The following is a 26,255-nucleotide window of genomic DNA, read 5'->3' on the forward strand; positions in this document are numbered from 1 at the left end:
CCGGTTCAGACGCTGTAGCCGATTCGCAGGACGCCCCACGGCCGTGCGCCGACGACGATCGGCGCGGAGACGTCCTTCATCAGCGCGAACTGGCCGTTGCCCATGTCGCGGCGATAGGTCTGCAGCAGGAACGGCTTGTCATGCGATACCGACATGCGCGCCGTCCGGTCCGTGTAGATCCGGCGGTTCCGGCAATTCGCGGCGTTCCAGGCGGCGTCCGCGCGCTGCGGCAGCGAGAACTTCCGGTTGTGGGTCGGCAGGTAGCACTGCCGGTCGAAGCTCGCGCAGTAGACGATGCGTTCGTCGAGGGCGAGGACCGGCTCCTGGACGGCCGGCAGCACGCGATCGGTGAATGCCGTGAAGCGCGTCATGAACTGTTGCGGGTCGGTGCCCGGAATCGGTTCGTAGTGCGTGTCGAACAGCGCGTCGAGTGCGATATCGCCGCGGCTTACCGCTTTCTCGAAGAGTTTGCCGATCGCGGCGGCCGTGCTCCGCGCGGTGTCGATCAGGCGCGTGTCGGGCGATTCGATGCCGGTCGCGGCGGTGAGCTCGATGAGCGTCTCGGAAACGGAGAGCAGATTGCCGAGCCGGTCCTTGGCCTGCGAGAAATTGTCGGCCGAGTTCTCGACGCCGGACGCCATCTCGCCTACCTGCTCGTCGAGTCGGTGGCACTGCGCCTCGATCTCGTCCGTCAGCGACGCGATCTGTTCGGCCCCGCCGGCAAGCTCGGTGATCGCGTACCCGGTCGCGTGCACGACCTCGCCGATCGTGCGCGTGCCCTCGCGCACGCGATGCGCCCGCGCGGCGTTGTCGGTGCCTTCCGCGAGCAGGCGCTCGGTCTGCTCGGCGAGCCGCGCGAGGGTCGTCTCGATCTGAGCCGTCGCCTGTCCGGTTTTCGCGGACAGGTTCTTGACCTCGGCCGCGACGACCGCGAAGCTGCGGCCCGACTCGCCGGCCCGCGCGGCCTCGATCGCGGCGTTCAGCGCGAGCAGGTGGGTCTGGCGCGCGATGACGGAGATTTCCTCGGACACGGCCCGCACGTGATCGAGCGCGTCGCGCAGCGCGCCCATCTGGTCGCCGATCGTGGTGACGCCCTCGACGAGGCCGTGAATGTCCGTGAGCGATGCCTCGATCGTCTGCTGCGACTGCCGGACCGCATTCGACGCATTGGCGCTGACGTCGCGCACCTGCTGCGCGGCCTCGGCGATCCGGTGGTTGCCGCGCAGCGTGAGGGCGGCCGATTCGCGCAGCGTATGGCATACCTCGGCCTGCCGGGCGACGCGGGCCGCGACTTCCTCGACGTGGCCCGATACGTCGCAGATCTCGATGCCGAGCCTGCCGGCCTGTTCGGCGATGTCGCCGACGAGCGCGCTCGTCGAACGGCGGCCGCGGCCGATTCCGAAGAAGTTCACGTGGGTGGGTCTCCTTGAAAGACGCGCGCCGGGTTCCCGGCGGAGGTTGGGCGTGCGTTCCTGACTTGACGGCCGCCCGGCCGCGGACTTGAGGTCGGGTAAACATCGAGATCGGCGTGCCGGACGACCGGACCGGCACCGGGCGGGGCGCGTTTGCGTCGGGTTTGCGCCGCGTTGCCGTGCCGGCCGCCCGTTCGCGAGCGCTGCGTCAGAACACGTGGCGGATGCCGGCGTTGACGCCGACCGTCGTGCCCGGCAACCCGTACAACGCGCCGCCCGTGATGCCGAGGCCGGTATTCATCGCGCCGTGGTTGTTGACGACGCCGACCTGCGCATACAGGCCCGTTCGTTTCGACAGGCTGTAGTCGGCGCCGACCGCGGCAAGCAGCGAGTGATTGTGCGAATCGTTGCGGTCGGTCGTGTACCACGCGCCGGTATTCAGGTCGAGGGCCGGCGTGACGCGATAGTCGAGGCCGGCGCTATACACGTTGTTGCTGAACGAGCCGGCGACCTTGTAGCTCGTGAACGACGCCTTGCCGGTCACGGGGCCGAACGTATAGGCGGCACCGATCGTGCGGCCGACGAACGCGACCGTGCTCGCAACCGGCGTCGGGGACGTGCCGCCGTTGCCGTCGTAGAGCGCCGCGTTGAGCATGAAGCCGCCGTTCGTATAGGTGACGCTTCCGGAATACTGGCGTCCCGCCTGGAAGTCGCCGGCCTTTCCGCCGAAGCCGAACATCGCGCTGGCCGTCAGCCCGGCGATCGTCGGGCTCGTATACGAAATCGCGTTCGGGTTGAAGAGGCCCGTGACGAGCACGTTGTCGACGTACGGCACCAGTGCGGCGCCGAAGTGGGAGACGTTGCGCGGGTCCGATCCGAGTATCGCGAGCACGAACGGCGAGAACTGCAGGCCGACCTTCGTTTCGCCGAATCCGCCGTCGATCCCGACCCACGCCTGGCGGCCGAAGAAGTTGCCGTTCGAATGGCCGAACGCGCCATCCGTGACGTTGAAGCCGCTCTCCAGCTTGAACTTCGCGTGCAGCCCGCCGCCGAGATCCTCGCTTCCGGTGATGCCGAAGTTGGTCGGCGTCATGCCCGTGTCGGTCAGCGCGAACTGGCGCCCGGCGTTGCCGCCGGTTGCCGAATCGAGCGATCGGCTCGTATAGAGCAAGGCGGCGTCGAGGTCGCCGTACAGCGTGACACTGCTCTGCGCGAAACCGCTCGTGCTTGCCGCCGCGCCGAGCAGCGCCGCGCAAATCGTCCATGTCCTGCTCTTCATCGTCTGTCTCCGTTTTTTTGAGTGTTGTAATACGTATTACTAATTAAAAGCGCCGTAACGGAATCGATGTGAGCCGCCTGCATGCCGTGCCGTCGGGGAACGCACGGCGATGCTTGTTGCCGGCGCGAATGTGATTCCTGACGGCGCTCGGGAAAATGCAACATGCATGCCAGGCGCGCGACCGGTGCGTGCAGGCGGGGAAAGCCGCGACAGCCGGGCGCGTGGCGAACCACCTGGTCGACCCAGCGACATCGCGGACGGTAGCGCGACACGAGGAAGCGTTCATAAATGCAGCAGATCGTGTTGCAGTCCTGATCAGTTTTCGTGCGAGCGGAATGATGGTCGCCCGGCGCGGCCGCGTCAGGCGATCAGCGAGCGCAGCGCCGGTGCGTGCCGGAATTGCCGGATGCGTTCGAGCGCGGATACCTCGAGCTGACGAACGCGTTCGGCCGACAGGTTCAGTTGCCGGCCGATCTCGCGCAGCGAATACTCGCTTTCGACATCGATGCCGTACCTCAGGCGAAGAATCCACGCTTCGCGTACCGGGAGGCAGTCGATCAGCGCGGCAACCGCGGTGCGCAACTGGCCGGCGCTCGCCGCTTCTTCCGGCGTCGGCGCATCCGCGTCGATCGTGACGTCGCCCAGCGTGAGGTCGTGATCGGGCGAAACCGGCAGGTCGGCGGAGATCGGTTCCCGCACGATGCTCATCAGTTCGCGCACCTTGTCGACGGGCAGCCGCATCTGCGTGGCGAGCGACCGTGCGTCCGCGACGTCGCCGGTCCGCTGCCGGTGCAGTCGTGCGAGCCGCGACAGCTTGTTGAGCGAATCGACCGTATGCGCGGGCACGCGTATCGTGCGTCCGAGATCGGCGAGCGCGTGCGTGATCGCCTGGCGGATCCACCACGTCGCATACGTCGAGAATTTGAAGCCGCGCCGGTGATCGTAGCGATCGACTGCCTTCATCAGGCCGATATTGCCTTCCTGGATCAGATCGGAGAAGGGCAGGCCGCGATCGGCATAGCGTTTGGCGACCGAGACGACGAGCCGCAGATTGCTCTGGAACAGCTTCGTTCTCGCGGGTTGCATCGCACGCTCGATACGCGAAAGCCTCCCATCGAGCGCGATCGCGATGTCGAGCGGTAGCGGCGACTGGGCAGCCAGGCGAGCGAGCGCGCTGCGCGCTTCGAGCAGCGCCGGCGCATGACGGGCGAGGGCGGCCGCGCAGCCGGGATGCGCGGTGCTGCATGCGTGTAGCCATGCGCGTACGTCGTCGCATCGCGTGAACAAATCGTGGCGCGCGGATTCGATCCGTATGCCCGAGGCGGCCAGCGTATCGGCGAGCCGTTTTTCGACCGTGCGCGCCTGAGTCGCGCGCGCGCCGTTCGCTTGCGCGATACGTTCGATCGCGCGCGAGGTGAAGCGAATTCTGCCGGTCGATGCGGCTGCGTCGCGCAGCAGTGCCCGGTAAGCGGCCGACGCGAAACCGTTCGCATGCAACGCGTGCTGCATCGCCGATGCCGGCGCAGCGGCGCGCTCGAGCGCGTCGACGATCGTATCGCGCCACGCCGGGCTGTCGAGGGCAAGACCGGCGCCGTCGTCGGAAACCGGCGATGCCACGGTCGGATCGCCCGGCAACATCGTCGGCGCACGCGCTGACGGCTCGGCATCACCGACGAGCCCCGTCACGTAAGCCGACGCCGCTACCTTGCCGGCGCGGATGTCGTCCGCGATCGCCGCGATGACGGCGAGCGCCGCCGGATCGCGGCTCAAGGCGCCGATGCATGCCGCGCGGCCGTTTTCCAGGCGAAGCGCGAGCGCGATTTCTTCGTCGCGTTCGAGCAGCGGCGTCGCGCTCAATTCCCGCAGATAGAGCCGAATCGGGTCGTTGGTCCGGCCCGCGGGCAGGTCGTCGGCCGCGAGCGGCGTCGATGCGTCGGCGAGCGGCGCCGCGACTTCCGACACTTGCGCGAAATGGCGGTCGAGCGTCCATGCGGTACGCGCGTCCGCATGCTCGCGCACGTCGATGCCGAGCTCGCGCAGAATCGACGCGGCTGCATCGAAATCCGGACCGTCGGCCGCGTCGCCGGGCGACGCATCGGCGATTTCGCCGCGTGTCACGTATCCGCGGTCGATGCCCAGCGCGATCAGCGCATGCAGACGGACCGCGTATTCGGCGTCCGTGCCGCGACGCGGCGCGCCGTCGCGCCCGGGCCCGGCGTCACGCGAGCTTTGCATAGACGTTGCACCAGCCTTCGGCGGCAACCGCCTTGCCCGCGAACATCGGGCACGTACCGAAGGATTCGCCCGCGGCAGCCTTGTAGAAGCGGCAGTTCGAACACGTCTGGCCGGCCTGGTACTTCGGGAACTTGCCTGCGTCGACGGTCGTCGCCTTTGCGCGGTAGCCGAGCGTCTTCGCTGTCGCGTCGTTTTCGTCGACGGGCGGTGCGGCGGCGAATGCGCGCGTGCCGGCCGCGAGCGCGGCGCACAGGCCGGCAGCCTGAACGAAGAAGGTCCGGCGATGGCGGGAGATCATGATGTCGTCCTGAATGAAATGAAGGAAAAAAGTCCGATCCGCGCGCCGGGCGTGCATCCCGGCGCGACGGTCGATCGAAGCGAAGGTGGGCGGGGAGCTTACTTGCGCGGCCCGGCGATGAGCGGCGCCTTCGAGGCGTTGGCGATATCGGCGGTCAGCTTGCTCTTCGACGTGTCGTAGCCGTTCGAGTAAAGCAGGAACGCCATCAGGTCCTCGTATTCCTCCGCGGTCAGCTTGCCGGGGCGATCGGCCGGCATGTTGCTCGACATGTACAGGAAGATGCCGCCGACGGTGATGTGCGACTTGCCCTCGGGAGCGAACGCCTCCCCGCTCAGCGCGGGCGCGGTATTGCCCTCGAGCTGGTCGCCGTGGCATTTCGCGCACGCATCGGCGTACAGCTTCTTGCCGTGCTGCACCTGCGTCTGGTCGAACGACGGGACGCCGCTGCCTTCGCCCGTCGACACCTTGATGAAACCGCTCCTTGCCGGCCGCTGCGCGGACGCGAGCGCGCCGTCGAGAAACCGGCCGGGCGCGGTCGTGGCAGCGGCTTGCGCGATGTCGTCGGGAAGCGTCCAGCCGCGCGTGAGCGATGCGAGACGACCGTTACCGCTCATCTGCGACAGCGCGGCGTCGATGCGCTTCTGCAGCGCGTCCTTGCCCGGCCCGAAGGCGAACGACAGTTGCCAGTCGGAATACGGCGACGACGTCGCCGCAACCTGGAACCGTTGTTTCGGATGGGCGTGCGCGTAGGCGACGACGCTCGGATACCAGACGATCGCGCGCTGCGCGCGGCCGGCGGCGAGCGCGCCGATCGTTTGCTCGCTCGTGTTCTCGAGGTCGAAGCGGGCGTTCGCCTGCTGCGCGGCGATCAGCTGCGACGGGCTGCCGTACGTGGCCGCGATCGTTTCCTTCGTGCCGGCCGGTGCGTGCGCATCGCGCAGCGACACGCTGACGTAGCCGGAGCGCAGATAGCCCTGCGAGAACGTCATTTTCGATCCCGACGCATCGGCGATCGCCGAACGCGGGAAGCCGGCGATCACGTCGCAGTCGCGTTCGAGCGACTTCGTCAGCTCGCTGGCGGAGATGCCGTCGTCGTCGCCATTGTCGTCGACACCGCGTTTGTTGAAGGTCGCGGCGATGCCCGCGGTGCGGAACACTTCGCGCGCAACGGCGCGGTCGAGCGCCGTGGTCGGACTGCCGGGCAGCGTGCAGACGCGCACGCCGGCCGACGCGGCTGCCGGTGTCAGCGCCACGCCCACGGCGAGCAGACTGGCGACGGTAACGGAGGTGAGACGAGTATTCATGGTCGTGTGTCCGGTTGAAGCGGGTGGGGCGTCGCGCCCGCATCGGGCGCATGCGGGCGCGACTCGGGGCTGGCGCGCGTTCAGTCGAGCGCGAACACGTAGAGCGTGCCGCCGCGCGGAACGTCCTTCGCGATGTCGGCCATCGGGCCGCCCCAGATCGGGTTCGCGCCGCCGTAGCCGGCGAGCACGGCGACATACTCCTTGCCGTCGACCTCGTACACCGACGGTTGCGAAATGATGCCGCTCGCCAGTTGCGGGCTTTCCCACAGCACCTTGCCGGTCGCCGTGTCGAATGCGTACAGGTGGCCGTCGAGCGAGCCGCTGAACGCGAGGCCGCTCGCCGTGGTCGCGACGCCGCCGTTCCACGGCTTCTTCGACCAGTGGCTCCACAGCTTCTTGCCGGTGTTCACATCGATGGCCGTGAGTTCGCCGTAGCCTTCGCTGCCCGGTTCGGGCTTGATCTCGAAGCCTTCGCCGAGATACGGCAGGCCTTCCATGTAGCTGACCGACTTGCCGGTCAGGCTCATGCACGCGTGCAGTGCCGGCACGACCGCGATGTTGCGTTCCTGGTCGTACGAGATCGACCACCAGTTCTTGCCGCCGAGGAAGCTCGGGCACGTTTCGATCGTCGTGCCGGCCTTCGGGAACTTCGATGCGTCCTGGATCGGTTTGCCGTCGGCCGTGTAGCCGGTGACAGACAACGCCTTCACGAACGGCGTCGCGTAGATCAGCTTGCCGGTCGTGCGGTCGATCGCGTGGAAGAAGCCGTTGCGGTCCGCGTGGATGATCGCGTCGTAGTCCTTGCCCTTGTACTTGATGTCCGCGAGGACGGCCGCATTCACGCCGTCGTAGTCCCACGTGTCGTTGTTCGTGTACTGGTAGTGCCACTTCAGGTTGCCGTTCTTCGCGTCGAGCGCGAGCAGCGAGTCGGAATACAGGTTGTCGCCGGGGCGCAGCGCGGCGAGCCACGGGCCGGGGTTGCCGACCCCCCAGTACAGCGTGCGGGACGCGGCGTCGTACGTGCCGGTGAGCCACGCGGCGCCGCCGCCGTGGCTTTGCATGCCGTCGGGCCAGGTTTCCGCGCCCTTTTCGCCGGCGGCGGGAATCGTGTAGCGCTTCCAGACCTGCGAGCCGTCCTCCGGGTTCAGCGCGGCGATGTAGCCGCGAATGCCGTATTCGCCGCCGGACGTGCCGACGACGATCGCGCCGTCGATCGCGAGCGGCGCGAGCGAGAACGCGTAGCCGAGGCCCGGTTCGAACATCTGCTTCTTCCACACGAGGTTGCCGGTCTGCGCGTCGAGCGCCGCGATTTCACCGCTCAGCATCGCGATGTAGACGTTCTTGCCGTACAGCGCGACGCCGCGGTTGACGACGTCGCAGCACGCGGTCTTGAACGAGGCCGCGCCGAGCTTCGGCTCGTATTTCCACAGCTGGCGGCCCGTCTTCGCGTCGAACGCGTAGACGTTGTCCTTCGGCGTCGTCACGAACAGATAGTTGCCGTTGACGATCGGCGTGGCTTCGAAACCCTGCTTCAGGTCGGCGGGGAACTTGTACGCCCAGACCTGCTTGAGATCCTTCGCGTTCGACGTGTCGATCTGCTTGAGCGGCGAATGCGAGCGGCCGTCGTAGGTGCGGTAGTAGGTCAGCCAGCCGGGGTCGCCGTGTGCATCGGTCAGGCGCTGGTAGGTCACGGCCGGGTAGTCCGCGGCCGCTTCGACGAGGCCGGGGTTCAGTGCGATGGCGGCGGCCACCGCGACTACGGTTGTCGCCAGCCGGCTCGCTGAAGCCGAGAGTTTCTTCATGGTTGTCTCCTGAGTCATTGTGGTCGCACCGCCGCGAACGATTCGTCGCGCCGGCACGGTTGGGGTGTCCGGGCCGAGTGCACTGCCCTTTACGCAAGTCGCATGCCATCGCGGCGGGATGCCGGTGCGGCGCGGTGCACCGGCGGATCGCGGGTGATGTGCCGATCGGCGAGACGTGCCATGACGTCGACGCAGGTGTTGCATTCAGGTACACCGTCGCGCGCGAAGTGTTGCCAAACATGACAGGTGGCGCAGTCCGCGGCGCAGCGGGCCGCCGGTTGCACGCATGCCGTTCCGCAGCGATGCGCGGCGCGGCACGCTGCGCTCGTCCGCGCTGCGCTGGCACGGTTCTCGCACGCCCGCTTCGCGACAACTCGTCGCCGCGCGGTGCATCGCCCGCGCCGGCGGAATAGGAATGCGGAGACAACGTAAATGATCAGGAGACCAAAGGCCGCCGGGTGTGACGGCGCGACACGACGTGGCCGGCGTGCGCGATGCGTTGGCTCGACCCTCGGCGCGCTCGCGCTGTTCGGCTTGCCGCCCGGCGGCGTGCGCGCGCAGCAGCAGCCGGACGCCGCCGCGATCGTGCCGCCCGCGCCGGCCGTCATGCTGCCTGCGGTGGTGGTGGTCGGCACCACGCCGCTGCTCGGGATCGGCACGCCGCTGTCGAAGGTGCCGGCGAACGTGCAGACGGTGCGCGCGGCGGAACTCGAGATCCAGCACCGCGCGACGCTCGCCGATTTCTTTGCCGCGAACCTGCAGAGCGTGACGATCTCGGATGCGCAGGGCAATCCGTATCAGACGGACGTCAACTATCGCGGCTTCACCGCGTCGCCGCTCCTCGGCACGCCGCAGGGATTGTCGGTGTTCGTCGATGGCGTGCGCGTGAACGAGCCGTTCGGCGACGTCGTGAACTGGGACATCCTGCCGGTGCAGGCGATCGACCGCGTGCAGCTGATTCCGGGCTCCAACCCGGTGTACGGGCTCAACACGCTCGGCGGCGCGCTCGCGATCACGACGAAGAACGGCAAATCGAGCCCGGGAGGCGAAGCGGAGGTGTCGGGCGGTGCGTGGGGCCGCAAGACCGCGAGCATCGAGCAGGGCGGCACGATCGGCCCGAACCTCGACTACTATGCGACCGCGAACCTCGCGAACGACGGCGGCTGGGCGGACCATAACGCGAGCCGCGTGCGGCAGGCGTTCGGCAAGCTGCGCTACACCGATGCGGACACGACGCTGTCGATCGCCGCAGGCGGCGCGGACAACACGCTGTCCGGCACCCAGACGATCCCGCGCTCGTTCGTCGACAACCCGAAGCAGGCGTATACGTATCCGGACCGGAACCACAACAGCGCCGGCTACCTGACGCTGTCGGGCGATCGCTTTTTCGGCGAGAACGTCGAGCTGAGCGGCAACGCATACTACCGGCACCTGCGCAACGCGAACACGAGCAGCAACAACAATACGGATTACGGTTCGGTGAACGACGACGGCACGGTCGACACGGTGCAGGGCAGCAACGTGCAATCGACGATCGTCACCGACAGCTACGGCGGCAGCGTGCAGCTCACGCTGCTCGGCAAGCTCGGCGGAATGGCGAACCGGCTGGTCGCGGGCGTCTCGGCCGATGTCGCGAACTCGAGCTACGTCGCGTCGTCGCAGGACGCATCGTTCACCGATGCGCGCGAGGCGATCGGCATCGGCGATTTCGTCCGGCAGACCAGTGCGAAGACGCGCAACGCGAGCGTCGGTGCATACCTGAGCGATGCGCTGTCGCTGACGCCGCACTGGACGCTCACGCTGTCGGGCCGCTACGACTGGTCGAAAGCGCTAATCGGCGACGAGAGCGGCGTGCAGCCGCTGCTCGACGGCAACCATGTATTCTCGCGCTTCAACCCGGCGGTCGGGCTCAACTGGAATCCGGTCGCGGGATTCACCGCATATGCAACCTACAACGAGGGCATGCGGTCGCCGACCGCGATCGAGCTCGCGTGCGCGGACCCGTCCGCGCCGTGTTCGCTGCCCAACGACTTCATCGCCGACCCGGCGCTCAAGCCCGTGATTTCGAAGACGTTCGAAGCCGGCGTGCGCGGCCGCGTCGGCGCGGCGACGACCTGGAGCGCCGCGGCCTATCGCACGACACTGAGCGACGACATTCAGTTCATCAGCAGCCCGGCCAGCGCGCAGGGCTATTTCCGCAACGTCGGCGATACGCGGCGGCAGGGGATCGAGCTCGCCGGCCGCACGCGGTTCGGCCCGCTCGGTGTCGGGCTGTCGTACAGCCATGTCGAGGCGACCTACCGGTCTTCGTGGACCGAACACAGCCCGGCGAATTCGGCGGCCGACGCGAACGGCAACGTGACGGTCAAGCCGCGCGACCGCATCCCCGGCATTCCCGCGCATACGGTGAAGCTGCGGCTCGACTACGCGGCGACGTCCGCGTGGGACATCGGTACGAACGTAACGTGGCGCAGCGGCGTGTATGCGCGCGGCGACGAGAACAACGAGGACGTCAACGGCCGGATCGCAGGTTACGTGCTGGTCGATCTCGACATGCGTTACCGGATCACGAAGCGGTTCGAGGTGTTCGCGAGCGTGACGAACCTGTTCGACAGGCGCTACGCGAGCTTCGGCGCACTTGGCCAGAATTTCTTCAACGGGCCGAACCACACCTTCGACGGCGCGAATCCGGTGAACGAGCAGTTCGTCGGGCCCGGCGCACCGCGCGGCGCATGGGTCGGCGTGCGCTACGCGTGGGATTGAGCGCGGCGCGTTCGCTCGTGTCGTCGCGCGGCGTCATGCCGCGAGCGGGCGCGGGGCCGTCAGGTCAGCGGCACCGTCGCGAACATCGCATGCGCGGCGCGTGCGACGCTGCGCGCCAGTGCCGGATCGCTGGCCAGATGCCCGGCCCGCACGCGTTCGATTTTCGCCTCGGGTACGGCCCGCGCGAGGCGCTCGACGTTGCGGACCGGGCAAACGGGATCGTGTATCCCGTGCGCGGCGAACAGCGGCACCTGGGCCTGGGCGGCGCGTCGCGCGAGCGCGAGCACGCGGCGCTCGCCGAGCCAGCAATCGCGTTGCAGGTAGTGCGCCTGGATCCGGTATTTGTCGATCAGCCGCCCGACGGTCTCGTTCGACCGGATCGTGCGGACGGGCGAGCGGCGCGTGCGCACCGATGCGAGGAGGGCGTTTTCATAGGCGTGCCACGCGAGCGCCACCGCGCGCTGTCGGGCTGCGCTTGCGCCGCGGCGCAGCCGCTGCGCGCAGCGCGCCAGCAGGCGTTCCGGCTGGCCGCCGCCGGCTGCCGCATGCAGGCGGCGCCATTCGCGCGGGGCACGTGTGCGGGACGTCACGAAGAGGCCGCGGACTTCGCGTCGCGACGTCAGGAACAGGCCGCGCAGCACGACCCCGGTCACCCGCTCCGGATGCGTGCCCGCATACGCGAGCGCGAGCGCGGCGCCCCACGATCCGCCGACGACGCCCCAGCGTGCAATGCCGAGCTGCGCGCGTACCGCCTCGAGATCCGCGATCAGCCGCGCGGTGTGGTTGTGACGTGTGCCGCCGCGCGGCCCCGACGCGCCCGCGCCGCGCTGGTCGACGAGCACCACGCGCATGCGCGCGAGGTCGAACAGCCGCAGGATGCCGGCCTGGCTGCCGCTGCCGGGCCCGCCGTGCAGCACGACGACCGGGTGGCCCTGCGGGGCGCCGGCCACGGCGAACGCGATCGATTGCGCGTCGCGATGCAGGCGCCGACGAACGGGCATGGCCGGCGAGGCGGGCGATGGCGTGGAGCGAAGCGGGCGGCGTGTCATGTCGATGGGGTTCGCGCGGAATAGGAACGGTAACCGTCGGCGGCCGGGCAGTCGCCGGGCCTGCCCTGCGACCAAGCGAGAAGCGAGCCAGCGGCGCGCCGGCCGCGAAGATCCGGATTCGCACGGGTAGTCACGCGGCGGGAAATCACGGTATCACGCAGGCAGGCCGTCGCGCGACGCGACACGCCCGGCCGTGCCCGGACGACTGATTACATTGTCCTTTCATGAAGTTGCGTGGCGTCGGCGTGGCCCGATGCTTGCTTGCAATGACGGCAAAGAGTCCGGCAGTTGACCGGAAGGATCCCCCGGAGGAGACAATGCGCGATGACGTAGAGCAGGCGGCCGGGTCACGGGCCGTGCATCCCGCTGGCTGGCCCGCGCCGTCGATCCAGAAGGCCCATGAGCGCTCGGAGACATTTGGCCTGCAGGTATCGGCGCGGCCCGATTACGACGTGCTGTCGACCTCGGCGCTGGTGCTCAAGCGCGAGCAGAGCCGGGTGCTGTGCGTGCACGCGATGCCGGTGATGGAGACGCTGCACGAACAGATCGTCAATACGCAGAGCATGATCGTGCTCACCGATGCGGAGGGGCTGATCCTGCACTCGATCGGCGACGACGATTTCCTGCGCCGCGCGGAAAAGGTCGCGCTGCGCCCGGGCGCGAACTGGGCGGAGAACCGGCAGGGCACCAACGCGATCGGCACGGCACTGGCCGAGCTGTGCCCGATGGTCGTCCACGGCGACCAGCACTTCCTGGCCGCGAACCGCTTCCTGACCTGTTCGAGCGTGCCGATTCTCGATCCGTACGGGGATGCGATCGGCGTGCTCGACGTGACGGGCGATCACCGCAGCTATCACCAGCACACGATGGCGCTCGCGAAGATGTCGGTGCAGATGATCGAGAATCACCTGTTTACGACGACGTTTCAGGAAACGCTGCAGGTATCGTTCCATGGCCGCCCCGAGTTCCTCGGCACGCTGATGGAGGGGATCGTCGCGTTTACCGCCGACGGGCGCTTCCTGTCGGCCAATCGCAGCGCGCAGTTCCAGCTCGGCATGCCGCTCGCCGTGCTGCGCGCGCACACGCTGTCGTCGCTGTTCGACGTCACCAGCGCGCAGCTGATCGACCGCATGCGCGCGAGCACCGACCGGCACCTGATGCTCAATCTCGGCAACGGCGCGGTGGTCTGCGCGCGCGTGCACTTTCGCCGCGCGACGCTCGCCGAAGGCAGCCGGCCGACGGACGTCCACGATGCGGGGGCGCCGGCCGCGCGCGCGAACGCGGTGCCCGCGCCGGCGGCGGGCACGTCGGCCGGCCTGTCGCGGCTCAACTATCTCGACACCGGCGATGCGCAGGTCGCCAGCGTGATCGCGAAAGTGCGCAAGGTGATCGGCAAGGACATTCCGATCCTGATCACCGGCGAGACCGGCACCGGCAAGGAACTGCTCGCGCAGGCGATCCACAACGACTCGCCGCGCCGCGACGCGCCGTTCGTCGCGGTCAACTGCGCGTCGATTCCGGAGACGCTGATCGAGTCCGAGCTGTTTGGCTACGAGGAGGGGGCGTTCACCGGCGCGCGCCGCAAGGGGGCGATCGGCAAGCTGCTGCAGGCGAACGGCGGCACGCTGTTTCTCGACGAGATCGGCGACATGCCGTATCCGCTGCAGGTGCGGCTGCTGCGCGTGCTGCAGGAGCGCCTCGTCAACCCGCTCGGCTCGACGAAGACGATCGCCGTGGATATCGCGATCATCTGCGCGACGCACCGCGACTTGCGCGACATGATCGCGCAGAACCGTTTCCGCGAGGATCTCTACTACCGGTTGAACGGCCTCGTGGTGCGCCTGCCGCCGTTGCGCGACCGCACGGATCTCGCGGTCGTCGTGCAGAAGATGCTGCAGCGCGAAGCGTTCGCGGGCCCGGGGCGTCCGCCCTTGTCCGTCGCGCCGGACGTGATGGCGCTGTTCGTGCGCTGCACGTGGCCTGGCAACTTCCGCCAGCTCGGCAACCTGCTGCGTACGGCGGCGGCCATGGTCGACGACGACGGCGAAATCCGCCGCGAGCACCTGCCGGACGACTTCTTCGACGACCTGCGGCGTGGCGATGCGCAGGCCGTGCAGGCCGCGCCCGATTCGTCCGCCGCGGCGGGCGCCGGGCCCTGTATCGCGGATGCGTTGCCGGCCGCCGACGCGCGGCTGCAGGACGTCGCCGCGTCCGCGATCGCCGCCGCGCTCGCTCGTCACGGCGGCAACGTGTCCGCCGCGGCGCGCGCGCTCGGCGTCTCGCGCAACACGATCTACCGGAAGATGCCGGCAGCCGACGCGGGGCGCCCGCCGTCGGACGAAAGCTGACGCGCAGCCGTCGCGCCGGGCGCGGCCTGTCACAGCCGGTGTGTCAAGTTGCAACACCGGTGTTCAACGATTCAACACCTGTCACCACTCGCGGACATCGCGCCGCCGGGGTGGCGGCCCGCATTCGCGCGAATCGTGTCGGCCATTCGTAAGGATTGCGCCCCGATCCCCGGACGAGGGCCGTCTGCCGCCGCCGCACCGCCGAAATACGGCTTCGGCACGCTCCTTGCTGAAGAGTAACCGACCGCTCGATTGCCGCGGTCGTTCGACTCATCCGGCAACGCATCAATCCTCAACTCGACAGGAGACACACCATGCAGTGGACGACACCGTCTTACACCGACCTGCGCTTCGGCTTCGAAATCACGATGTACATCGCCAACCGCTGATCGCCGCGCGTGCCGCCCGCTTCGCCGTGGTCGGCGCGGGCGGTCTCGGGAGCTGACGCCCATGAAGATCAAGATACTCGGCTCGGGAGCCGGCGGCGGCCTGCCGCAATGGAACTGCAATTGTGCGAACTGCCGCCGTGCGCGCAGCGGAAGCGGCCACGTGCTGTCGCGCACGCAGTCGTCGATCGCGGTCAGCGACGACGGCATCGACTGGGTTCTGGTCAACGCGTCGCCCGACATTCTTTCCCAGTTGCGCGCGGCGCCGGACCTGCAACCGGCGCGCGCGATCCGCGACAGCGGCATCGCCGCCGTCGTGCTGTGCGACGCGCAGATCGATCACGTGACAGGCCTGCTGATGCTGCGCGAGCGCTCGACGCCGCTGCCGCTCTACGCGAGCGCGCCGGTACTCGACGACCTGTCGACCGGCTTGCCGCTCGTGCCGCTGCTCGGCCATTACTGCGGCGTTGCCTCGCACACGATCGTGCCCGGCGAGCCGTTTGCGGTGCCGGCGGCGAGCGGGATCCGTTTCACCGCGATTGCCGTCGACAGCAAGCCGCCGCCTTATTCGCCGCGGCGCGCGTCGGCCGCGCCCGGCGACAACATCGCGCTGTCGATCGAAGACGTCGCGAGCGGGCGGCGCGCCTTCTATGCGCCGGGACTCGCGTCGGTCACCGACGACGTACGCGCGGCAATGGACGGCGCCGATCTCGTGCTGGTAGACGGCACCTTCTGGACCGGGACCGAGATGATCGATCTCGGCCTGTCGGGCAAGCACGCGTCCGACATGGGACATCTCGCGCAGTGCGCGGAACACGGGCGGCCCGGCATGATCGACTGGCTCGACAGGTTGCCCGCGCGAACGCGCAAGGTGCTCACGCACATCAACAACACGAACCCGATTCTCGATCCGCATTCCGTCGAACACGCGCACCTGCGCGCGCATGGCATCGATGTCGCGCACGACGGCATGCAATTCCAGGTCTGACGATGAACGCACCGATCCCCGCTACGGCGTTGCACGCGACGCCCTGGACCGCGACCGAATTCGAGGCGCGCCTGCGTGCGCTCGAATCGCGCTATCACATCCATCATCCGTTCAACCGGCGGCTCAACGGCGGCGCCTGTTCGCCCACGCAGATTCGCGGCTGGGTCGCGAACCGCTTCTACTACCAGATCTGCATCCCGCTCAAGGACGCGGCGATCCTGTCGAACTGCCCGGATCGCGAGACGCGGCGCCGCTGGATCCAGCGGCTGATCGACCACGACGGGCAGGGCGACAACGCAGGCGGCATCGAGGCGTGGGTGCGTCTCGGCGAGGCATGCGGTCTCGAGCAAGACGAACTGTGGTCGCTCGAACACGTGCTGCCCGGCGTGCGTTTCGCGGTGGATGCGTACGTAAACTTCGCGCGGCGCGCGCCATGGCAGGAGGCGGTGTGCTCGTCGCTGACCGAGATGTTCGCGCCGCAGATCCATCTCGACCGGCTCGCGGGCTGGCCGTCGCATTACCCGTGGATCGAGCCGGCCGGGCTGCATTACTTCCGCAGTCGCGTGCCGCTCGCGCAGCGCGACGTCGAGCACGGGCTCGCGGTCACGCTCGCGCATTTCACGACACCGGAAGCGCAGCAGCGCGCGCTCGGCATTCTGCAATTCAAGCTCGACATCCTGTGGTCGATGCTCGACGCCGTCGAAAAGGCCTACCCGTTATGAATGCGATCGAAGCCGCCAGCGGCGTGCCGCTGCGCCCCTGCCTCAGGGGCATGTACCGCCTGCAATGGGAGGCGGCCCAGGATGCGTACGTGCTGCTCTATCCGGAGGGCATGGTCAAGCTGAACCCGAGTGCGGGCGAGATTCTCGCGCGCTGCGACGGCACGCGCGAACTGGACGACATCATCGGCGAGCTCGAGCGCCTGTTCATGCAATCGGATCTCGCGACCGACGTCTACCGTTTCCTCGATCATGCGCGACTGCGCGGCTGGCTCGACTGACATGACGTCCGACACCTCCCGTCCGTCCGCGCCGCTGTGGCTGCTCGCGGAACTCACGTACCGCTGTCCGCTGCACTGCGCGTTCTGCTACAACCCGGTCGACTTCGCGACGCACGGCGCGGAACTCGACACCGACACGTGGCGCACGGTCATCAGCGATGCGCGCGCGCTCGGTGCCGCGCAAATCGGGTTCTCGGGCGGCGAACCGCTGCAGCGCGGCGACCTCGAGACGCTCGTCGCGCATGCGCGCGGGCTTGGCTTCTATACGAACCTGATCACGTCGGGCATCGGGCTGAACGTCGCGCGCATCGAGCGGCTCAAGGCCGCCGGGCTCGACCACATCCAGTTGTCGCTGCAGGATTCGACGCGCGAGCTGAACGATTTCCTGACCAGCACGCGCACGTTCGAACTGAAGCGCGACGTGGCGCGGCTGATCAAGGCGCACGGTTACCCGATGGTGCTCAACTGCGTGCTGCATCGCTACAACCTGCCGCACGTGGGACAGATCATCGAGATGGCGCTCGACCTCGGCGCCGATTACCTGGAGCTCGCGAACACGCAGTACTACGGCTGGGCGATGCTCAATCGCGACCAGTTGATGCCGACCGTCGAGCAGGTGCGCGAGGCCGAGGATACGGTCAACCGCTATCGCAAGCTGATCGGAGAGCGCTGCAAGATCCTGTTCGTCGTGCCCGACTATTTCGAGCGCCGCCCGAAGGCCTGCATGAACGGCTGGGGTTCGGTGTTTCTCGGCGTCGCGCCGGACGGCACCGCGCTGCCGTGCCATGCCGCGCGGTCGCTGCCGGGGCTCGCGTTGCCGAACGTGCGTGACCGGTCACTGCGGGAAATCTGGTACGACAGCGACGCGTTCAACGCGTTTCGAGGCGACGACTGGATGCGCGAAACGTGTCGCACGTGCGACGAGCGGCATGCGGATCACGGCGGTTGCCGGTGTCAGGCATACCTGCTGACGGGCGATCCGAACGAGGCCGACCCGGTGTGCGAGAAGTCCGCCCATCACGGCCAGGTCGAACAGGCCGTGCAGTTCGCGCGACGTCGCGCGCCGCGCGACGAACGGCCGCTGGTGTTTCGCAGCAAGGAGAATTCGCTCGCGCAAGGCGGCGCGGCGTGCGACGGCTGACGGGGCGCGGTCAGGACGAGCCCGGGTGAGGCAGCGCGACGCAATGGATGTCTGAACGATCGATACGCAGTCCTCCAGATATATCTGGCGCAATTTCGTGCGCAACGAAGGCTGAACGCGGGACGGAGTGCGTGATGCGTGCGGCTGATGCGGGTATTCGAAGGATGAACGGGGCGCGCGGCGCCCTCCACGATCTCGTCGACCCTGGCGGCGTGCGTATCGCGTTGGCGATCGCCGCGACCTGTGTGCTGCATGTGGGCGTATTGATCCTGCTCGCCCGCGAACCGGCCGTGCGCGGCGTGACCGTGCAACGCCGGGTGATGGTGGCGACGCTGATTGCGCCGGCACCGGCAGTGCCGACGGCGGCGGCTGCCGCGGCGAATTCGAGGGCTGCGTCGCACGCGACACATCGCACGGTGTCCGCGCCTCGCTCGCCGGTGAGCAGCAAGCTGCCGACGATCCAACCCGCCGCACCGGATCGAACCCGGCCGCCGGCACGCGATGCGGCGGCGCCGTCGCCACCCGTGCCGTCCGCGACGGCAAGCGAGCGAAGCGTCACGCCGCACGACGACGCGCATCCCGACACCAGGCAGGCACGATCCGAATCGCAGACCTTACCGGCGCCCGCGACGCCGCGCTTCGTCGCGCATCCCGACTGTGCGCTGGCCACCCCCGGCTACCCGCCGCAGTCGTTGCGTACGGGCGAGCACGGCACCGTACTCGTCGAACTGGTAACCGATGCGGCCGGCCGGGTGGTCGCTGCGCGTGTCGTGACCGGCAGCGGTTTTCCGCGCCTCGATGCGGCGGCGCGCGACGCGGTGCTGGAGAGCCGCTGCGCTGCGCAGGTCGAGAACGGCACGCCGCTGCCGATGCGGGCGCGCGTGCCGATCACGTTCACTCTCGATGAATGACCGGGCACTCTGGCGACATCACCCGTCATCCGCCTTCGCCTGCAAATCCTTCAGCCCCTGGATCACGACCAGCAGCGCGCGTCCGTGCTCGTCCGACCCGTCCCACGCGTCGACGATCGCGTCGCGCAGCAGGTCGTTGTAGCGCCGGCGCGACGGCTCCGTATCGACGCCATAGAAACTGCATAGCTTGTTGAATGGCGCGCTGCGGCGCAGCCGCCGTCCGTTCGACAGCCGCAGGCGCGACACGGTCGGCTGGCTGACCCCGGAAAGTCGCGCTATTTCGCTGGACGAGCGTGTGTCTGCCAGCAGGCGGCGCAACAGGTCTTGAACGGGAAAATCTTGGTCCGGGGCTTCCATGCGATGCATTATACCTATACAGTTACGGCTGTTGAATGGGCTTGCTGTCACCAGCGAAGCTGTATCCCGAGAAAGTTGATGACACTGAAACACCTCCCTCCCACGTTCTGCTGGACCAAGATCGGTACCGAGTCCGGCGAGGAACTGCCGACCGTCGTGCTCCGCAAGGAATGGGAGCGCCGGCTCGGGGGCGGGCGTTTTCTGTGGGGCATCAACCAGCCGCTCGGCAGCAGCGCGCAAGTCGCCGCGCATCGCACGGGCTCGTTGCTCGCGTTGTTTTCGCCGGTCGCGTCGCGCCCGCGAGCGGGCGAGCGCAAGGACGCGCTGCTGTGGAATGCATGGGTCGACGCAAGCGGGCAGGTGCGGCCGTTGCCGCCGCATACGTTCATCGCCAGCCGCTCGACGTTGCCGTCGGGCCGGCGCCGCGAACAGCACTACGCACTCGTGTGTGCGTCGTCCACCGCGCTGACGGTCGGCACGCAGCTGCGCGTGTTTCCCGATCATCTGCGCAGCGTGAGCACCGGCAAGCCGCTCGGCGCCGCACAGGGTGCGGCCGTGGTCGATTGCGTCGGGCGGGCGAGGGAGCAGACGGGCAAGAGCTATCCGCTCGCGTTGTCGGTCGAGCTCGAAGCGCCGTATTTCGTGCGGCTCGCGCAGCCGTGCGTGCTGAAGGCGCGCGATCTCGCGGAAGTGAACAAGGCCACGCGCGCGGGCGATTTCGATCGCTTCGTCGAGCTCGTCGCGCGCCTGCGCGGCCGTTCGCCGACGGACGCCGTGCGCGGCGTCACGCGCGATCTGTTCGACGTGCCGCCGATCGAAACGGCGGCCGCGTATGTTGCGCCCGCCCATGTGGCGCGTATGCGCAACCGGCCGGCCGTCGAGCATCCGCGCGATCTCACCGGCGATCTGTTCGACCTGTCGCCGGGCGACGCGGCTGCGTTTGCAGGGCTTGCGCATCCGCGTATCGGGCGCGCGTGACGCCAGGCGCGCGGCAGGCCGCGCAAGAATTTGTTGCAATCTCGCCGTGGCGGATCGGCGAGCGCAGAGGGACAATCGGCACGAAGCGCGCTGCGCGGCGGCCGATGCGTCGATACGCGATGGGTCGTGGTTCACGCCGACGACATGCGCACCACGTACACTGAGCGTCGGCGTGCTTCACACTGCAATCCTGAGGGAGGAGTGTCGATGTCGACCCACATCTGTTCGCGGGAAGCGCAGGCCGCACAGCGCTTCGTCGAAGCCACGCGCAACGTCGATCAGGCGTTTCGCGCGGTGCGCGGCGAAAGCGACGACGACGGTTCGTCGGCCGAATACGCACGTGCGATGTCGCGCCTCGATCGCGCGCTCGACGAACTGGCGCGTGCACAGGAATGCTTCGATCGCGTCGTCGGCGCGGACGCCACGCACGGCAACTGACCGATCCGTTTCCGCCGTTGTCTTCGCACGCCGGGCCGCGTGCGTACCGCTTCATGCGAGCGGGTTGCCCGGCCTGTCAATCCATCATCGTGTAACCGAGTGCCGATTGCGGCACGCCGAGTCGGGCGGCCGCACGCGTGAAGCTACGCTCGCGCGCGACGGCGACGAAGACAGGCAGGCCTGCCGGGTTGTCGCGCGGCGCGTGCGTCAGCCCGCGCGCGTCATGCCCGGCGCGGCAGGCGCTGGGCGGTACGCGTAGCCGCGATGCTGGAACGACGTCGCGAAGAACCGCATCTGGTAGCGGATCGCGTTCGCCCAGTAATCCCAGGTATGACCGCCGGGCCGTTCCGTATAGTCGTGCGGCACGCCGAGCGCGACGAGCCGTTCGTGCAGCGTGCGGTTCGAGTCGACGAATGAATCGTCGCGACCGCAATCGATCGTCAGGTCGAGATGCGCACGGACGAACGCGCGCGCGCTTTCGACGATCACGTTGCGGTTCCAGAACGACGGATGGCGCACGGGATCGCCGAATACGTGGTCGATGCCCGGCTCGTCCGCGCAGCAGCGCGGATCGACCGCGCCGCTGATGCTGCCGACCGCGCCGAACGTGTCGGGCCGGTCGAGTGCGATGCGCAGCGCTCCGAAGCCGCCCATGCTGAGCCCCGTGATCGCGCGCGCGTGCTGCGTCGCGATCGTGCGGAAATGCAGATCGACGTAGGACACGACTTCGTCGCCGATGAAGGTTTCGTAGCGGCTGCCCGAATCGAACGGGCTGTCGATGTACCAGCTTTCGTGTCCGCCGTCGGGCATCACGAGGATCGCGTGATAGCGGTCGGCCAGCGCGGCGATGCGCGTGTTCGACGTCCAGTCGGTATGGTCGCCGCCGGAGCCGTGCAGCAGATAGACGACCGGATAGCGTTCGTCGCCGCGGTTGCCGTGCGTGTAATCGTCGGGCAGCACGACGGTCGCCTTCAGCGTCTCGTGCATCGCGGCGCTCGGGATCGCGACGACCCGCGCGTGAAACGCGAACGCAGGGCTCGTGACGGCGAGCAGCAGAAGCAGCCAGAAGGTACGTGCCAGGTTCATCGATCCTCGCATGTGTCGACTCGGTCCGGCGCCGGGCACCGGGAAAACCCTGTTCAGGCGACTCTAGCAACCGTGCCTTTCAGACAAATTTCGGTGAATCCTACGGGTTGTCAGGTGGGCGGCGCGGCGACGATGCGCTCGATGGCGGCGCGAAACGCATCGGGCTGCTCGGCCGCGATCAGGTGACCGCAGCCTGCGATCGTGTCGAAGCCCGCACAGCGCGCGAGCGCCCAGTCGGGCACGTGCCAGCCCGCGCGCGAGCGTTCGCCGGCGACCAGCCAGACGCCGTGACGCTCGAAGACTTGCGCGAGCGCCTGCAGGTAGCCGGGAGCGCCGGTCGTCGCGACCACCGAGCGGCCCATCGCGCGCAGCGTCGATGCCGGCTGATGCGCGAGCCAGCGGCGTGCGGCGTCGAGCTGGCTCGGCGACGGTGCGTCGATCGCGCCGCGCAGCCAGTCGAGCGGGGCGGCGCGCAGGCCGTCGAGCATCGCGTCGGCCTCGTCGGGCGTCATGCGGCCGACCGCCGCCGACCAGAACGCATCGTCGAGCGTGAAGTTGCCTTCGACGTTGACGACATGCCGCACGCATTCAGGATGTGCATGCGCGAACAGCATCGCGATCGCGCCGCCGACCGAATGGCCGACGATATCGACCGGCTGCGCGCCGAAATGCGTGGCGACGGTCCGGCGCACGTGTTCGACCTGTGCGGCAAGCGAGATCGCATCGAACGGGGTTGCGCGATGCGCGCCGTAGCCGAGCAGGTCGGGCGCGAGATGCGGGCCGTTCCATCCGCGCACGTCGAACGTGCCGATGAAACCGTGAATGAAGACGACGGGCGCGGGCTGGGTCATTCGGCGGATACGGAGGGCAGGGGCGGCAACGCGAGTTCGGCGAGCAGTTCGTCGAGTTCGAGCATGTGCGTGCGGTCGTGGTCGAGCAGTTCGCGCACGAGTTCGTCGAGCGACATCCGGCGGATCCCGTCGCGCAGCCCGCAGCGCGCGCGTTGCGACGGTTCCAGCGCGGCGGCCGTGGCGCACAGCGCGGCGCGACCCGATCGGAATGCGTCGACCGCGGGGGCGAGCGGCTGCGCAAGATAGTCGCGCTGCGCGGCGAGGGCGGTACCATCGACCGACTCGATCACGGGCAATTCGGCCGTACGCACGACCTCGATGCGCTCGGCGAACACGGCGTCGAGGTCGCGCAGGTGGTACGCGTGTTCGACGAGCGAGAAGCCGGTACCGGTCGGGCGGCGCGTGCGCAGCGCGACCGGCACCCGCGCGGCATACGCGGCGAGCCGGTCGGGCATGCGGGCCAGCGCGGCGGCGACGTCGGCGAACGGCAGCCGCCGCGGAAACGGGCTGAACACCGCACCGTAGCTGAACAGCGCGCCGCCGAGCCGCCCGCGCGCCTGCACGACCTCGTGACCGTGACGGCGCATGACTTCCGCGACCATCGCGCCGCAGAACTGGCGAGCCGTCGTGTCCGCTTCGATTTCGGGGAATTTGCGCGCGATCTCGTCCTGGATCGCGCCGATCGCGGCGACGCCGACGCGCGACAGCGCGGCGAACTCGAGATAGCGCTCGGGCTGTTCGATCAACGCTTCGAGCTGGGCGCCGAGCGCGGTCGTGCGGAAACGGTCGAAACGGGAATGCATGACGAACGGGTTTCGATTAGTAACGTATCAAAACGATACGTTACTAATCGGGTGCTCGTCAACCGGCGTCTCCGGACACGCGCGAGGCGCGTGCCCGCCTGCTGCTCAGGACTTCTGCCGCGCGTCGACTTCCGCGCGCATCCGCGCTTCCTGTTCCTTCAGTTCGGGGGTGAGCGCGTCGCCGAAATCCTCGGCTTCGAACAGCGGGCGGATCTCGATGTCGGAGTCGCCCGGCATCGGGTTCGGGCAGCGCTTCACCCATTCGACGGCTTCTTCCATCGATTTCACCTGCCATAGCCAGTAGCCGGCGACGAGTTCCTTCGTTTCGGCGAACGGGCCGTCGACGACGGAGCGATGCGTGCCGGAGAAATGCACACGCTTGCCGTGGCTGCTGGGGCGCAGCCCGTCCGCGTCGAGGAGGATGCCGGCCTTGACCAGTTCCTCATTGAAGCGGCCCATTTCGGCCATGCTTTCGGTGTCGGGCATCCGGCCGGACTCGGAATCGGCGGTGGCTTTGACGATGACCAGGACGCGCATTGTCGTATCTCCTGAAAAATGAATGGGGGAACCGCCGGCCGCATCGACGGCAAAACGATCGGTTACGACAACACGACGTACGAGAAGGACGCGTATCGACAGCGCGCGCGAAGCATTTTCCGCGAAGGGCGAACTGGCGGCCGCCGCCGCGGAGCGCATCACCAAAACTGGTATGCTGATCTTCACCACGTCGACGCGGAGGGTGCCATGGCTGCTAAGGAAGTCTCGAAGAAGAAGTACCTGAAGATCCTGAACAAGCGCCTGCGTGCGGAACCGGCCGCGCCGGCCGGCGCGTCGTTTGTGTTTTTCCCGCTGGGTGCGAAGGCGAAGCACGCGACCGGTGTCGTGTCCGGCGACACGCGCAGCAAGCGCGAACTGGCCGTGATGGCCGCGGTCCAGCGCAAGGCGGCCGAAGAGTTCGTCGTCGCCGGTGCCTGACCGGCACCGGCCGCACCCTTATCGTTGAATTGCCGCCTCCGCGGCTTACGCGGCGGCGGCTTCGCGGTGCGCGATCGTCGCGCCGGGTATCGGCAGGAAGAGGCCGAGATCGGGTGCCGGGATCCGCCGCGGCGCGTTCGCCACGCGCGCGAGCGACGGCAGGTCGTCCGGGCGCCGGATCGATTCGAGGATGACCGGCCACGGGCGCGAAGCCTGACGGTTGACGCAGCGGCCGGGAACGGCGCTGAACGCGTTCCCGGCCTGAAAGCGAACCCCGGCGATCACGACACCTTATCCGCCGCCGCCGCCGGATACCGGCCGCTGCCCCCGGCCGCGTCGCCGGCCGCCAGTTGTTCCAGCGCGAGGCCCTTCGTCTCGATCCCGAGCGTCCACACGGCGATCGCCGCCGCGACGAACGACAGCGCACCGAGCGTGAACACGCCGCCCTGGCCGAAGATCGGCAGCACGACACCGACCACGTAAGGCCCGATCAGCGAACCGACGCGTCCGACCGCCGACGCGAAGCCCGACCCCGTCGCACGCGCGCCGGTGCCATACAGTTCGGGCGTGTACGTGTACAGCGCGGCCCACATCCCGAACAGGAAGAACTGCATCGCGAGGCCCGTGACGATCAGCAGCGTCGTGCTGCCGCCGTACAGCGCGCTCTGGCCGTAGGCATACGCCATCGCGCCGCCGCCGATCAGCGACGCGATGCAGGTCGGCTTGCGCCCCCAGCGCTCGACGAGCCATGCGGCGCACAGGAACCCCGGCACGCCGCCCAGCGAGATCAGTACCGTATAGAACACCGATTTCGTGACTTCGAAGCCGGCTTGCTGCAGCAGGGCGCCGAGCCACGACGTGAGGCCGTAGAAGCCGAGCAGCGCGAAGAACCACAGCAGCCACACCATCACCGTGCGGCGACGGTACACGCCGCTCCAGATCTCGCGCAGCGCGCCGTGGCCGCGTGCGACGACCGGTTCCGCGAGTCGCGACGGCGGCGGCAGCGTCGTGACGCCGGCCGAGCGCATCACTTTCGCCTCGATCGCGTGCATCACCGTGTCGGCTTCCGCGTGCCGGCCCGCGTGCTCGAGCCAGCGCGGCGATTCGGGCACGATGCGGCGCACGACGAGCACGAATACCGCGGGAATCGCGAGCAGCGCGAACACGGTGCGCCAACCGAACTGCGGCAGCACGAAGTACGCGACGACGCCGGCCGTGATGAAGCCGAGCGGCCAGAAGCCGTCCATCAGCGCGATCAGGCGGCCGCGCTTCTCGGTCGGCACGAACTCGGACAGCAGCGTCTGCGCGACCGGGAATTCCATGCCCATCCCGATGCCGAGCAGCACGCGGTAGACGATCAGCGCGTCGACGCTCTGCGCGGTCGAGCACAGGTACGACGCGGCACCCCACAGCACCATGCTCCACTGGAACACGGGCCGGCGGCCGAAGCGGTCGGCGAGCAGGCCGGCGACGGCCGCGCCGAGCACCATCCCGAAGAAGCTCGCGCTCGCGACGAGGCCGGCGGCCGCGGTCGACAGCCCGAACTCCTTGCGGATCGAGCCGAGCACGAACGTCATCGTGCCGAGGTCGACCGAGTCGAAGAAGAACGCGATCGCGATGATGAAGAAGATGCGCTTGTGATAGCCGGAGAACGGCAGGCGTTCGAGCCGGGCGGCGGCGGAGACGGGAGCGGTGGCGGCGGGCATGGCGTCCTCTGAAATGAAAAAGGGGCCGCGCAGCGCATGCTCCAGGGCCCCGATGCTTCACGTTCAGTAGACGCGACCACAAACTGCCGCATCAGAGGAAAAACGCCGCCTGCTTGCCCAAATGCGTCATCGGCGCGGCGGCGCG

General features: G+C 68.4%; 25 protein-coding genes and 1 pseudogene. 11 read left to right on the top strand and 15 right to left on the bottom strand.

What is annotated here, in order from left to right; translation table 11 throughout:
- Nucleotides 1–5: 5 nt before the first annotated feature.
- From G3N62_RS12280 to G3N62_RS12305, 6 genes are all read right to left on the bottom strand, one after another.
- Entirely contained in the window at nucleotides 6–1,412 is a 1,407-nt protein-coding gene (locus tag G3N62_RS12280; RefSeq protein WP_124669595.1) for a methyl-accepting chemotaxis protein, read from the bottom strand.
- 208 nt (nucleotides 1,413–1,620) lie between these two features.
- Complete coding sequence (locus tag G3N62_RS12285; RefSeq protein ID WP_069246006.1) at nucleotides 1,621–2,691, bottom strand: porin; 1,071 nt, start codon at nucleotides 2,689–2,691, stop codon at nucleotides 1,621–1,623.
- A 360-nt stretch (nucleotides 2,692–3,051) separates the two neighbouring features.
- A complete protein-coding gene (locus tag G3N62_RS12290) occupies nucleotides 3,052–4,926 on the bottom strand; it encodes a sigma-70 family RNA polymerase sigma factor (protein ID WP_124669596.1) in 1,875 nt (624 codons plus the stop codon).
- The gene (locus tag G3N62_RS12295) at nucleotides 4,910–5,224 is read right to left on the bottom strand and encodes a high-potential iron-sulfur protein (RefSeq protein WP_034186207.1); all 315 of its coding nucleotides are present in this window, start codon (nucleotides 5,222–5,224) and stop codon (nucleotides 4,910–4,912) included. The genes G3N62_RS12290 and G3N62_RS12295 overlap by 17 nt, the downstream gene beginning before the upstream one ends.
- Before the next feature lie 98 nt (nucleotides 5,225–5,322).
- Nucleotides 5,323–6,528, bottom strand: a complete 1,206-nt coding sequence (locus tag G3N62_RS12300) for a c-type cytochrome (RefSeq protein ID WP_049033822.1) — start codon at nucleotides 6,526–6,528, stop codon at nucleotides 5,323–5,325.
- A gap of 80 nt (nucleotides 6,529–6,608) precedes the next feature.
- Nucleotides 6,609–8,330, bottom strand: coding sequence for a methanol/ethanol family PQQ-dependent dehydrogenase (locus tag G3N62_RS12305; RefSeq protein WP_034186047.1), 1,722 nt, complete (start codon nucleotides 8,328–8,330; stop codon nucleotides 6,609–6,611).
- Nucleotides 8,331–8,762: 432 nt separating this feature from the next.
- Between G3N62_RS12305 and G3N62_RS12310 the strand changes: the two genes are divergently transcribed.
- Nucleotides 8,763–11,093, top strand: coding sequence for a TonB-dependent receptor (locus tag G3N62_RS12310; RefSeq protein WP_124669597.1), 2,331 nt, complete (start codon nucleotides 8,763–8,765; stop codon nucleotides 11,091–11,093).
- 59 nt (nucleotides 11,094–11,152) lie between these two features.
- On the opposite strand, the gene G3N62_RS12315 is transcribed toward G3N62_RS12310, so the two are convergent.
- A complete protein-coding gene (locus G3N62_RS12315) occupies nucleotides 11,153–12,142 on the bottom strand; it encodes an alpha/beta fold hydrolase (RefSeq protein WP_124669598.1) in 990 nt (329 codons plus the stop codon).
- 317 nt (nucleotides 12,143–12,459) lie between these two features.
- Here G3N62_RS12315 and G3N62_RS12320 point away from each other — a divergent pair, with 317 nt between their 5' ends.
- The 7 genes from G3N62_RS12320 to G3N62_RS12350 all read left to right on the top strand — a co-directional run bounded on the left by G3N62_RS12320 (nucleotide 12,460) and on the right by G3N62_RS12350 (nucleotide 18,916).
- Complete coding sequence (locus G3N62_RS12320; RefSeq protein ID WP_049035952.1) at nucleotides 12,460–14,490, top strand: sigma-54-dependent Fis family transcriptional regulator; 2,031 nt, start codon at nucleotides 12,460–12,462, stop codon at nucleotides 14,488–14,490.
- 314 nt (nucleotides 14,491–14,804) lie between these two features.
- Nucleotides 14,805–14,879, top strand: coding sequence for a pyrroloquinoline quinone precursor peptide PqqA (pqqA, locus tag G3N62_RS12325; protein WP_006485436.1), 75 nt, complete (start codon nucleotides 14,805–14,807; stop codon nucleotides 14,877–14,879).
- A gap of 61 nt (nucleotides 14,880–14,940) precedes the next feature.
- Entirely contained in the window at nucleotides 14,941–15,864 is a 924-nt protein-coding gene (gene pqqB / locus G3N62_RS12330; RefSeq protein WP_069705505.1) for a pyrroloquinoline quinone biosynthesis protein PqqB, read from the top strand.
- Between the two features lie 2 nt (nucleotides 15,865–15,866).
- Nucleotides 15,867–16,586, top strand: coding sequence for a pyrroloquinoline-quinone synthase PqqC (gene pqqC, locus G3N62_RS12335; protein ID WP_124669599.1), 720 nt, complete (start codon nucleotides 15,867–15,869; stop codon nucleotides 16,584–16,586).
- Nucleotides 16,583–16,864: a pyrroloquinoline quinone biosynthesis peptide chaperone PqqD gene (gene pqqD, locus G3N62_RS12340; RefSeq protein WP_006480620.1), complete on the top strand. Its 282-nt coding sequence runs from the start codon at nucleotides 16,583–16,585 to the stop codon at nucleotides 16,862–16,864. The genes pqqC and pqqD overlap by 4 nt, the downstream gene beginning before the upstream one ends.
- A gap of 1 nt (nucleotide 16,865) precedes the next feature.
- On the top strand, nucleotides 16,866–18,005 hold the full coding sequence (pqqE, locus tag G3N62_RS12345; protein WP_124669600.1) for a pyrroloquinoline quinone biosynthesis protein PqqE: 1,140 nt from the start codon (nucleotides 16,866–16,868) through the stop codon (nucleotides 18,003–18,005).
- Between the two features lie 164 nt (nucleotides 18,006–18,169).
- Nucleotides 18,170–18,916 (top strand): energy transducer TonB, encoded by a 747-nt coding sequence (locus G3N62_RS12350; protein WP_124669601.1) that lies wholly within the window; start codon nucleotides 18,170–18,172, stop codon nucleotides 18,914–18,916.
- 18 nt (nucleotides 18,917–18,934) lie between these two features.
- Here G3N62_RS12350 and G3N62_RS12355 read toward each other — a convergent pair whose 3' ends face one another.
- On the bottom strand, nucleotides 18,935–19,273 hold the full coding sequence (locus G3N62_RS12355) for a hypothetical protein (RefSeq protein WP_006493567.1): 339 nt from the start codon (nucleotides 19,271–19,273) through the stop codon (nucleotides 18,935–18,937).
- Between the two features lie 78 nt (nucleotides 19,274–19,351).
- Here G3N62_RS12355 and G3N62_RS12360 point away from each other — a divergent pair, with 78 nt between their 5' ends.
- Nucleotides 19,352–20,251: a hypothetical protein gene (locus tag G3N62_RS12360; protein WP_034186055.1), complete on the top strand. Its 900-nt coding sequence runs from the start codon at nucleotides 19,352–19,354 to the stop codon at nucleotides 20,249–20,251.
- A 207-nt stretch (nucleotides 20,252–20,458) separates the two neighbouring features.
- Nucleotides 20,459–20,689: a hypothetical protein gene (locus G3N62_RS12365; RefSeq protein WP_034186208.1), complete on the top strand. Its 231-nt coding sequence runs from the start codon at nucleotides 20,459–20,461 to the stop codon at nucleotides 20,687–20,689.
- Nucleotides 20,690–20,774: 85 nt separating this feature from the next.
- On the opposite strand, the pseudogene G3N62_RS12370 reads toward G3N62_RS12365, so the two are convergent.
- The 5 genes and pseudogenes from G3N62_RS12370 to G3N62_RS12390 all read right to left on the bottom strand — a co-directional run.
- A pseudogene (locus G3N62_RS12370) lies at nucleotides 20,775–20,900 on the bottom strand (LysR family transcriptional regulator); the annotation flags it as partial.
- Entirely contained in the window at nucleotides 20,897–21,775 is an 879-nt protein-coding gene (locus G3N62_RS12375; RefSeq protein ID WP_175026750.1) for an alpha/beta hydrolase family protein, read from the bottom strand. The pseudogene G3N62_RS12370 and the gene G3N62_RS12375, both read right to left, overlap by 4 nt.
- A 110-nt stretch (nucleotides 21,776–21,885) precedes the next feature.
- A complete protein-coding gene (locus G3N62_RS12380; RefSeq protein ID WP_034186057.1) occupies nucleotides 21,886–22,626 on the bottom strand; it encodes an alpha/beta hydrolase in 741 nt (246 codons plus the stop codon).
- A complete protein-coding gene (locus tag G3N62_RS12385; protein WP_124669602.1) occupies nucleotides 22,623–23,429 on the bottom strand; it encodes a DinB family protein in 807 nt (268 codons plus the stop codon). Before G3N62_RS12385 ends, G3N62_RS12380 begins: the two co-directional genes overlap by 4 nt.
- A 105-nt stretch (nucleotides 23,430–23,534) precedes the next feature.
- Complete coding sequence (locus G3N62_RS12390) at nucleotides 23,535–23,966, bottom strand: YciI family protein (RefSeq protein WP_124669676.1); 432 nt, start codon at nucleotides 23,964–23,966, stop codon at nucleotides 23,535–23,537.
- Between the two features lie 207 nt (nucleotides 23,967–24,173).
- Here G3N62_RS12390 and G3N62_RS12395 point away from each other — a divergent pair, with 207 nt between their 5' ends.
- Entirely contained in the window at nucleotides 24,174–24,404 is a 231-nt protein-coding gene (locus tag G3N62_RS12395; protein ID WP_034186060.1) for a hypothetical protein, read from the top strand.
- A 45-nt stretch (nucleotides 24,405–24,449) separates the two neighbouring features.
- Here the strand turns inward: G3N62_RS12395 and G3N62_RS12400 are convergent, their stop codons facing one another.
- Nucleotides 24,450–24,689: a hypothetical protein gene (locus G3N62_RS12400; RefSeq protein WP_185733059.1), complete on the bottom strand. Its 240-nt coding sequence runs from the start codon at nucleotides 24,687–24,689 to the stop codon at nucleotides 24,450–24,452.
- Nucleotides 24,686–26,110: an MFS transporter gene (locus G3N62_RS12405; protein WP_124669603.1), complete on the bottom strand. Its 1,425-nt coding sequence runs from the start codon at nucleotides 26,108–26,110 to the stop codon at nucleotides 24,686–24,688. Before G3N62_RS12405 ends, G3N62_RS12400 begins: the two co-directional genes overlap by 4 nt.
- Nucleotides 26,111–26,255: the final 145 nt, after the last annotated feature.

This window comes from Burkholderia sp. Tr-20355, from assembly GCF_017104685.1.
Lineage (GTDB): Bacteria > Pseudomonadota > Gammaproteobacteria > Burkholderiales > Burkholderiaceae > Burkholderia > Burkholderia seminalis.

What these genes read in the sequence shown, in the direction of transcription:
- pqqB (WP_069705505.1), top strand. Translation starts at nt 14,941, where the DNA reads ATGAAGATCAAGATACTCGGCTCGGGAGCCGGCGGCGGCCTGCCGCAA.
- G3N62_RS12285 (WP_069246006.1), bottom strand. Translation starts at nt 2,691, where the DNA reads ATGAAGAGCAGGACATGGACGATTTGCGCGGCGCTGCTCGGCGCGGCG.
- G3N62_RS12315 (WP_124669598.1), bottom strand. Translation starts at nt 12,142, where the DNA reads ATGACACGCCGCCCGCTTCGCTCCACGCCATCGCCCGCCTCGCCGGCC.
- G3N62_RS12375 (WP_175026750.1), bottom strand. Translation starts at nt 21,775, where the DNA reads ATGAACCTGGCACGTACCTTCTGGCTGCTTCTGCTGCTCGCCGTCACG.
- G3N62_RS12365 (WP_034186208.1), top strand. Translation starts at nt 20,459, where the DNA reads ATGTCGACCCACATCTGTTCGCGGGAAGCGCAGGCCGCACAGCGCTTC.
- G3N62_RS12310 (WP_124669597.1), top strand. Translation starts at nt 8,763, where the DNA reads ATGATCAGGAGACCAAAGGCCGCCGGGTGTGACGGCGCGACACGACGT.
- pqqC (WP_124669599.1), top strand. Translation starts at nt 15,867, where the DNA reads ATGAACGCACCGATCCCCGCTACGGCGTTGCACGCGACGCCCTGGACC.
- G3N62_RS12380 (WP_034186057.1), bottom strand. Translation starts at nt 22,626, where the DNA reads ATGACCCAGCCCGCGCCCGTCGTCTTCATTCACGGTTTCATCGGCACG.
- G3N62_RS12295 (WP_034186207.1), bottom strand. Translation starts at nt 5,224, where the DNA reads ATGATCTCCCGCCATCGCCGGACCTTCTTCGTTCAGGCTGCCGGCCTG.
- G3N62_RS12395 (WP_034186060.1), top strand. Translation starts at nt 24,174, where the DNA reads ATGGCTGCTAAGGAAGTCTCGAAGAAGAAGTACCTGAAGATCCTGAAC.
- G3N62_RS12350 (WP_124669601.1), top strand. Translation starts at nt 18,170, where the DNA reads ATGAACGGGGCGCGCGGCGCCCTCCACGATCTCGTCGACCCTGGCGGC.
- G3N62_RS12390 (WP_124669676.1), bottom strand. Translation starts at nt 23,966, where the DNA reads ATGCGCGTCCTGGTCATCGTCAAAGCCACCGCCGATTCCGAGTCCGGC.
- G3N62_RS12360 (WP_034186055.1), top strand. Translation starts at nt 19,352, where the DNA reads ATGACACTGAAACACCTCCCTCCCACGTTCTGCTGGACCAAGATCGGT.
- G3N62_RS12300 (WP_049033822.1), bottom strand. Translation starts at nt 6,528, where the DNA reads ATGAATACTCGTCTCACCTCCGTTACCGTCGCCAGTCTGCTCGCCGTG.
- pqqE (WP_124669600.1), top strand. Translation starts at nt 16,866, where the DNA reads ATGACGTCCGACACCTCCCGTCCGTCCGCGCCGCTGTGGCTGCTCGCG.
- G3N62_RS12405 (WP_124669603.1), bottom strand. Translation starts at nt 26,110, where the DNA reads ATGCCCGCCGCCACCGCTCCCGTCTCCGCCGCCGCCCGGCTCGAACGC.
- G3N62_RS12290 (WP_124669596.1), bottom strand. Translation starts at nt 4,926, where the DNA reads ATGCAAAGCTCGCGTGACGCCGGGCCCGGGCGCGACGGCGCGCCGCGT.
- G3N62_RS12305 (WP_034186047.1), bottom strand. Translation starts at nt 8,330, where the DNA reads ATGAAGAAACTCTCGGCTTCAGCGAGCCGGCTGGCGACAACCGTAGTC.
- G3N62_RS12385 (WP_124669602.1), bottom strand. Translation starts at nt 23,429, where the DNA reads ATGCATTCCCGTTTCGACCGTTTCCGCACGACCGCGCTCGGCGCCCAG.
- pqqD (WP_006480620.1), top strand. Translation starts at nt 16,583, where the DNA reads ATGAATGCGATCGAAGCCGCCAGCGGCGTGCCGCTGCGCCCCTGCCTC.
- G3N62_RS12320 (WP_049035952.1), top strand. Translation starts at nt 12,460, where the DNA reads ATGCGCGATGACGTAGAGCAGGCGGCCGGGTCACGGGCCGTGCATCCC.
- G3N62_RS12355 (WP_006493567.1), bottom strand. Translation starts at nt 19,273, where the DNA reads ATGGAAGCCCCGGACCAAGATTTTCCCGTTCAAGACCTGTTGCGCCGC.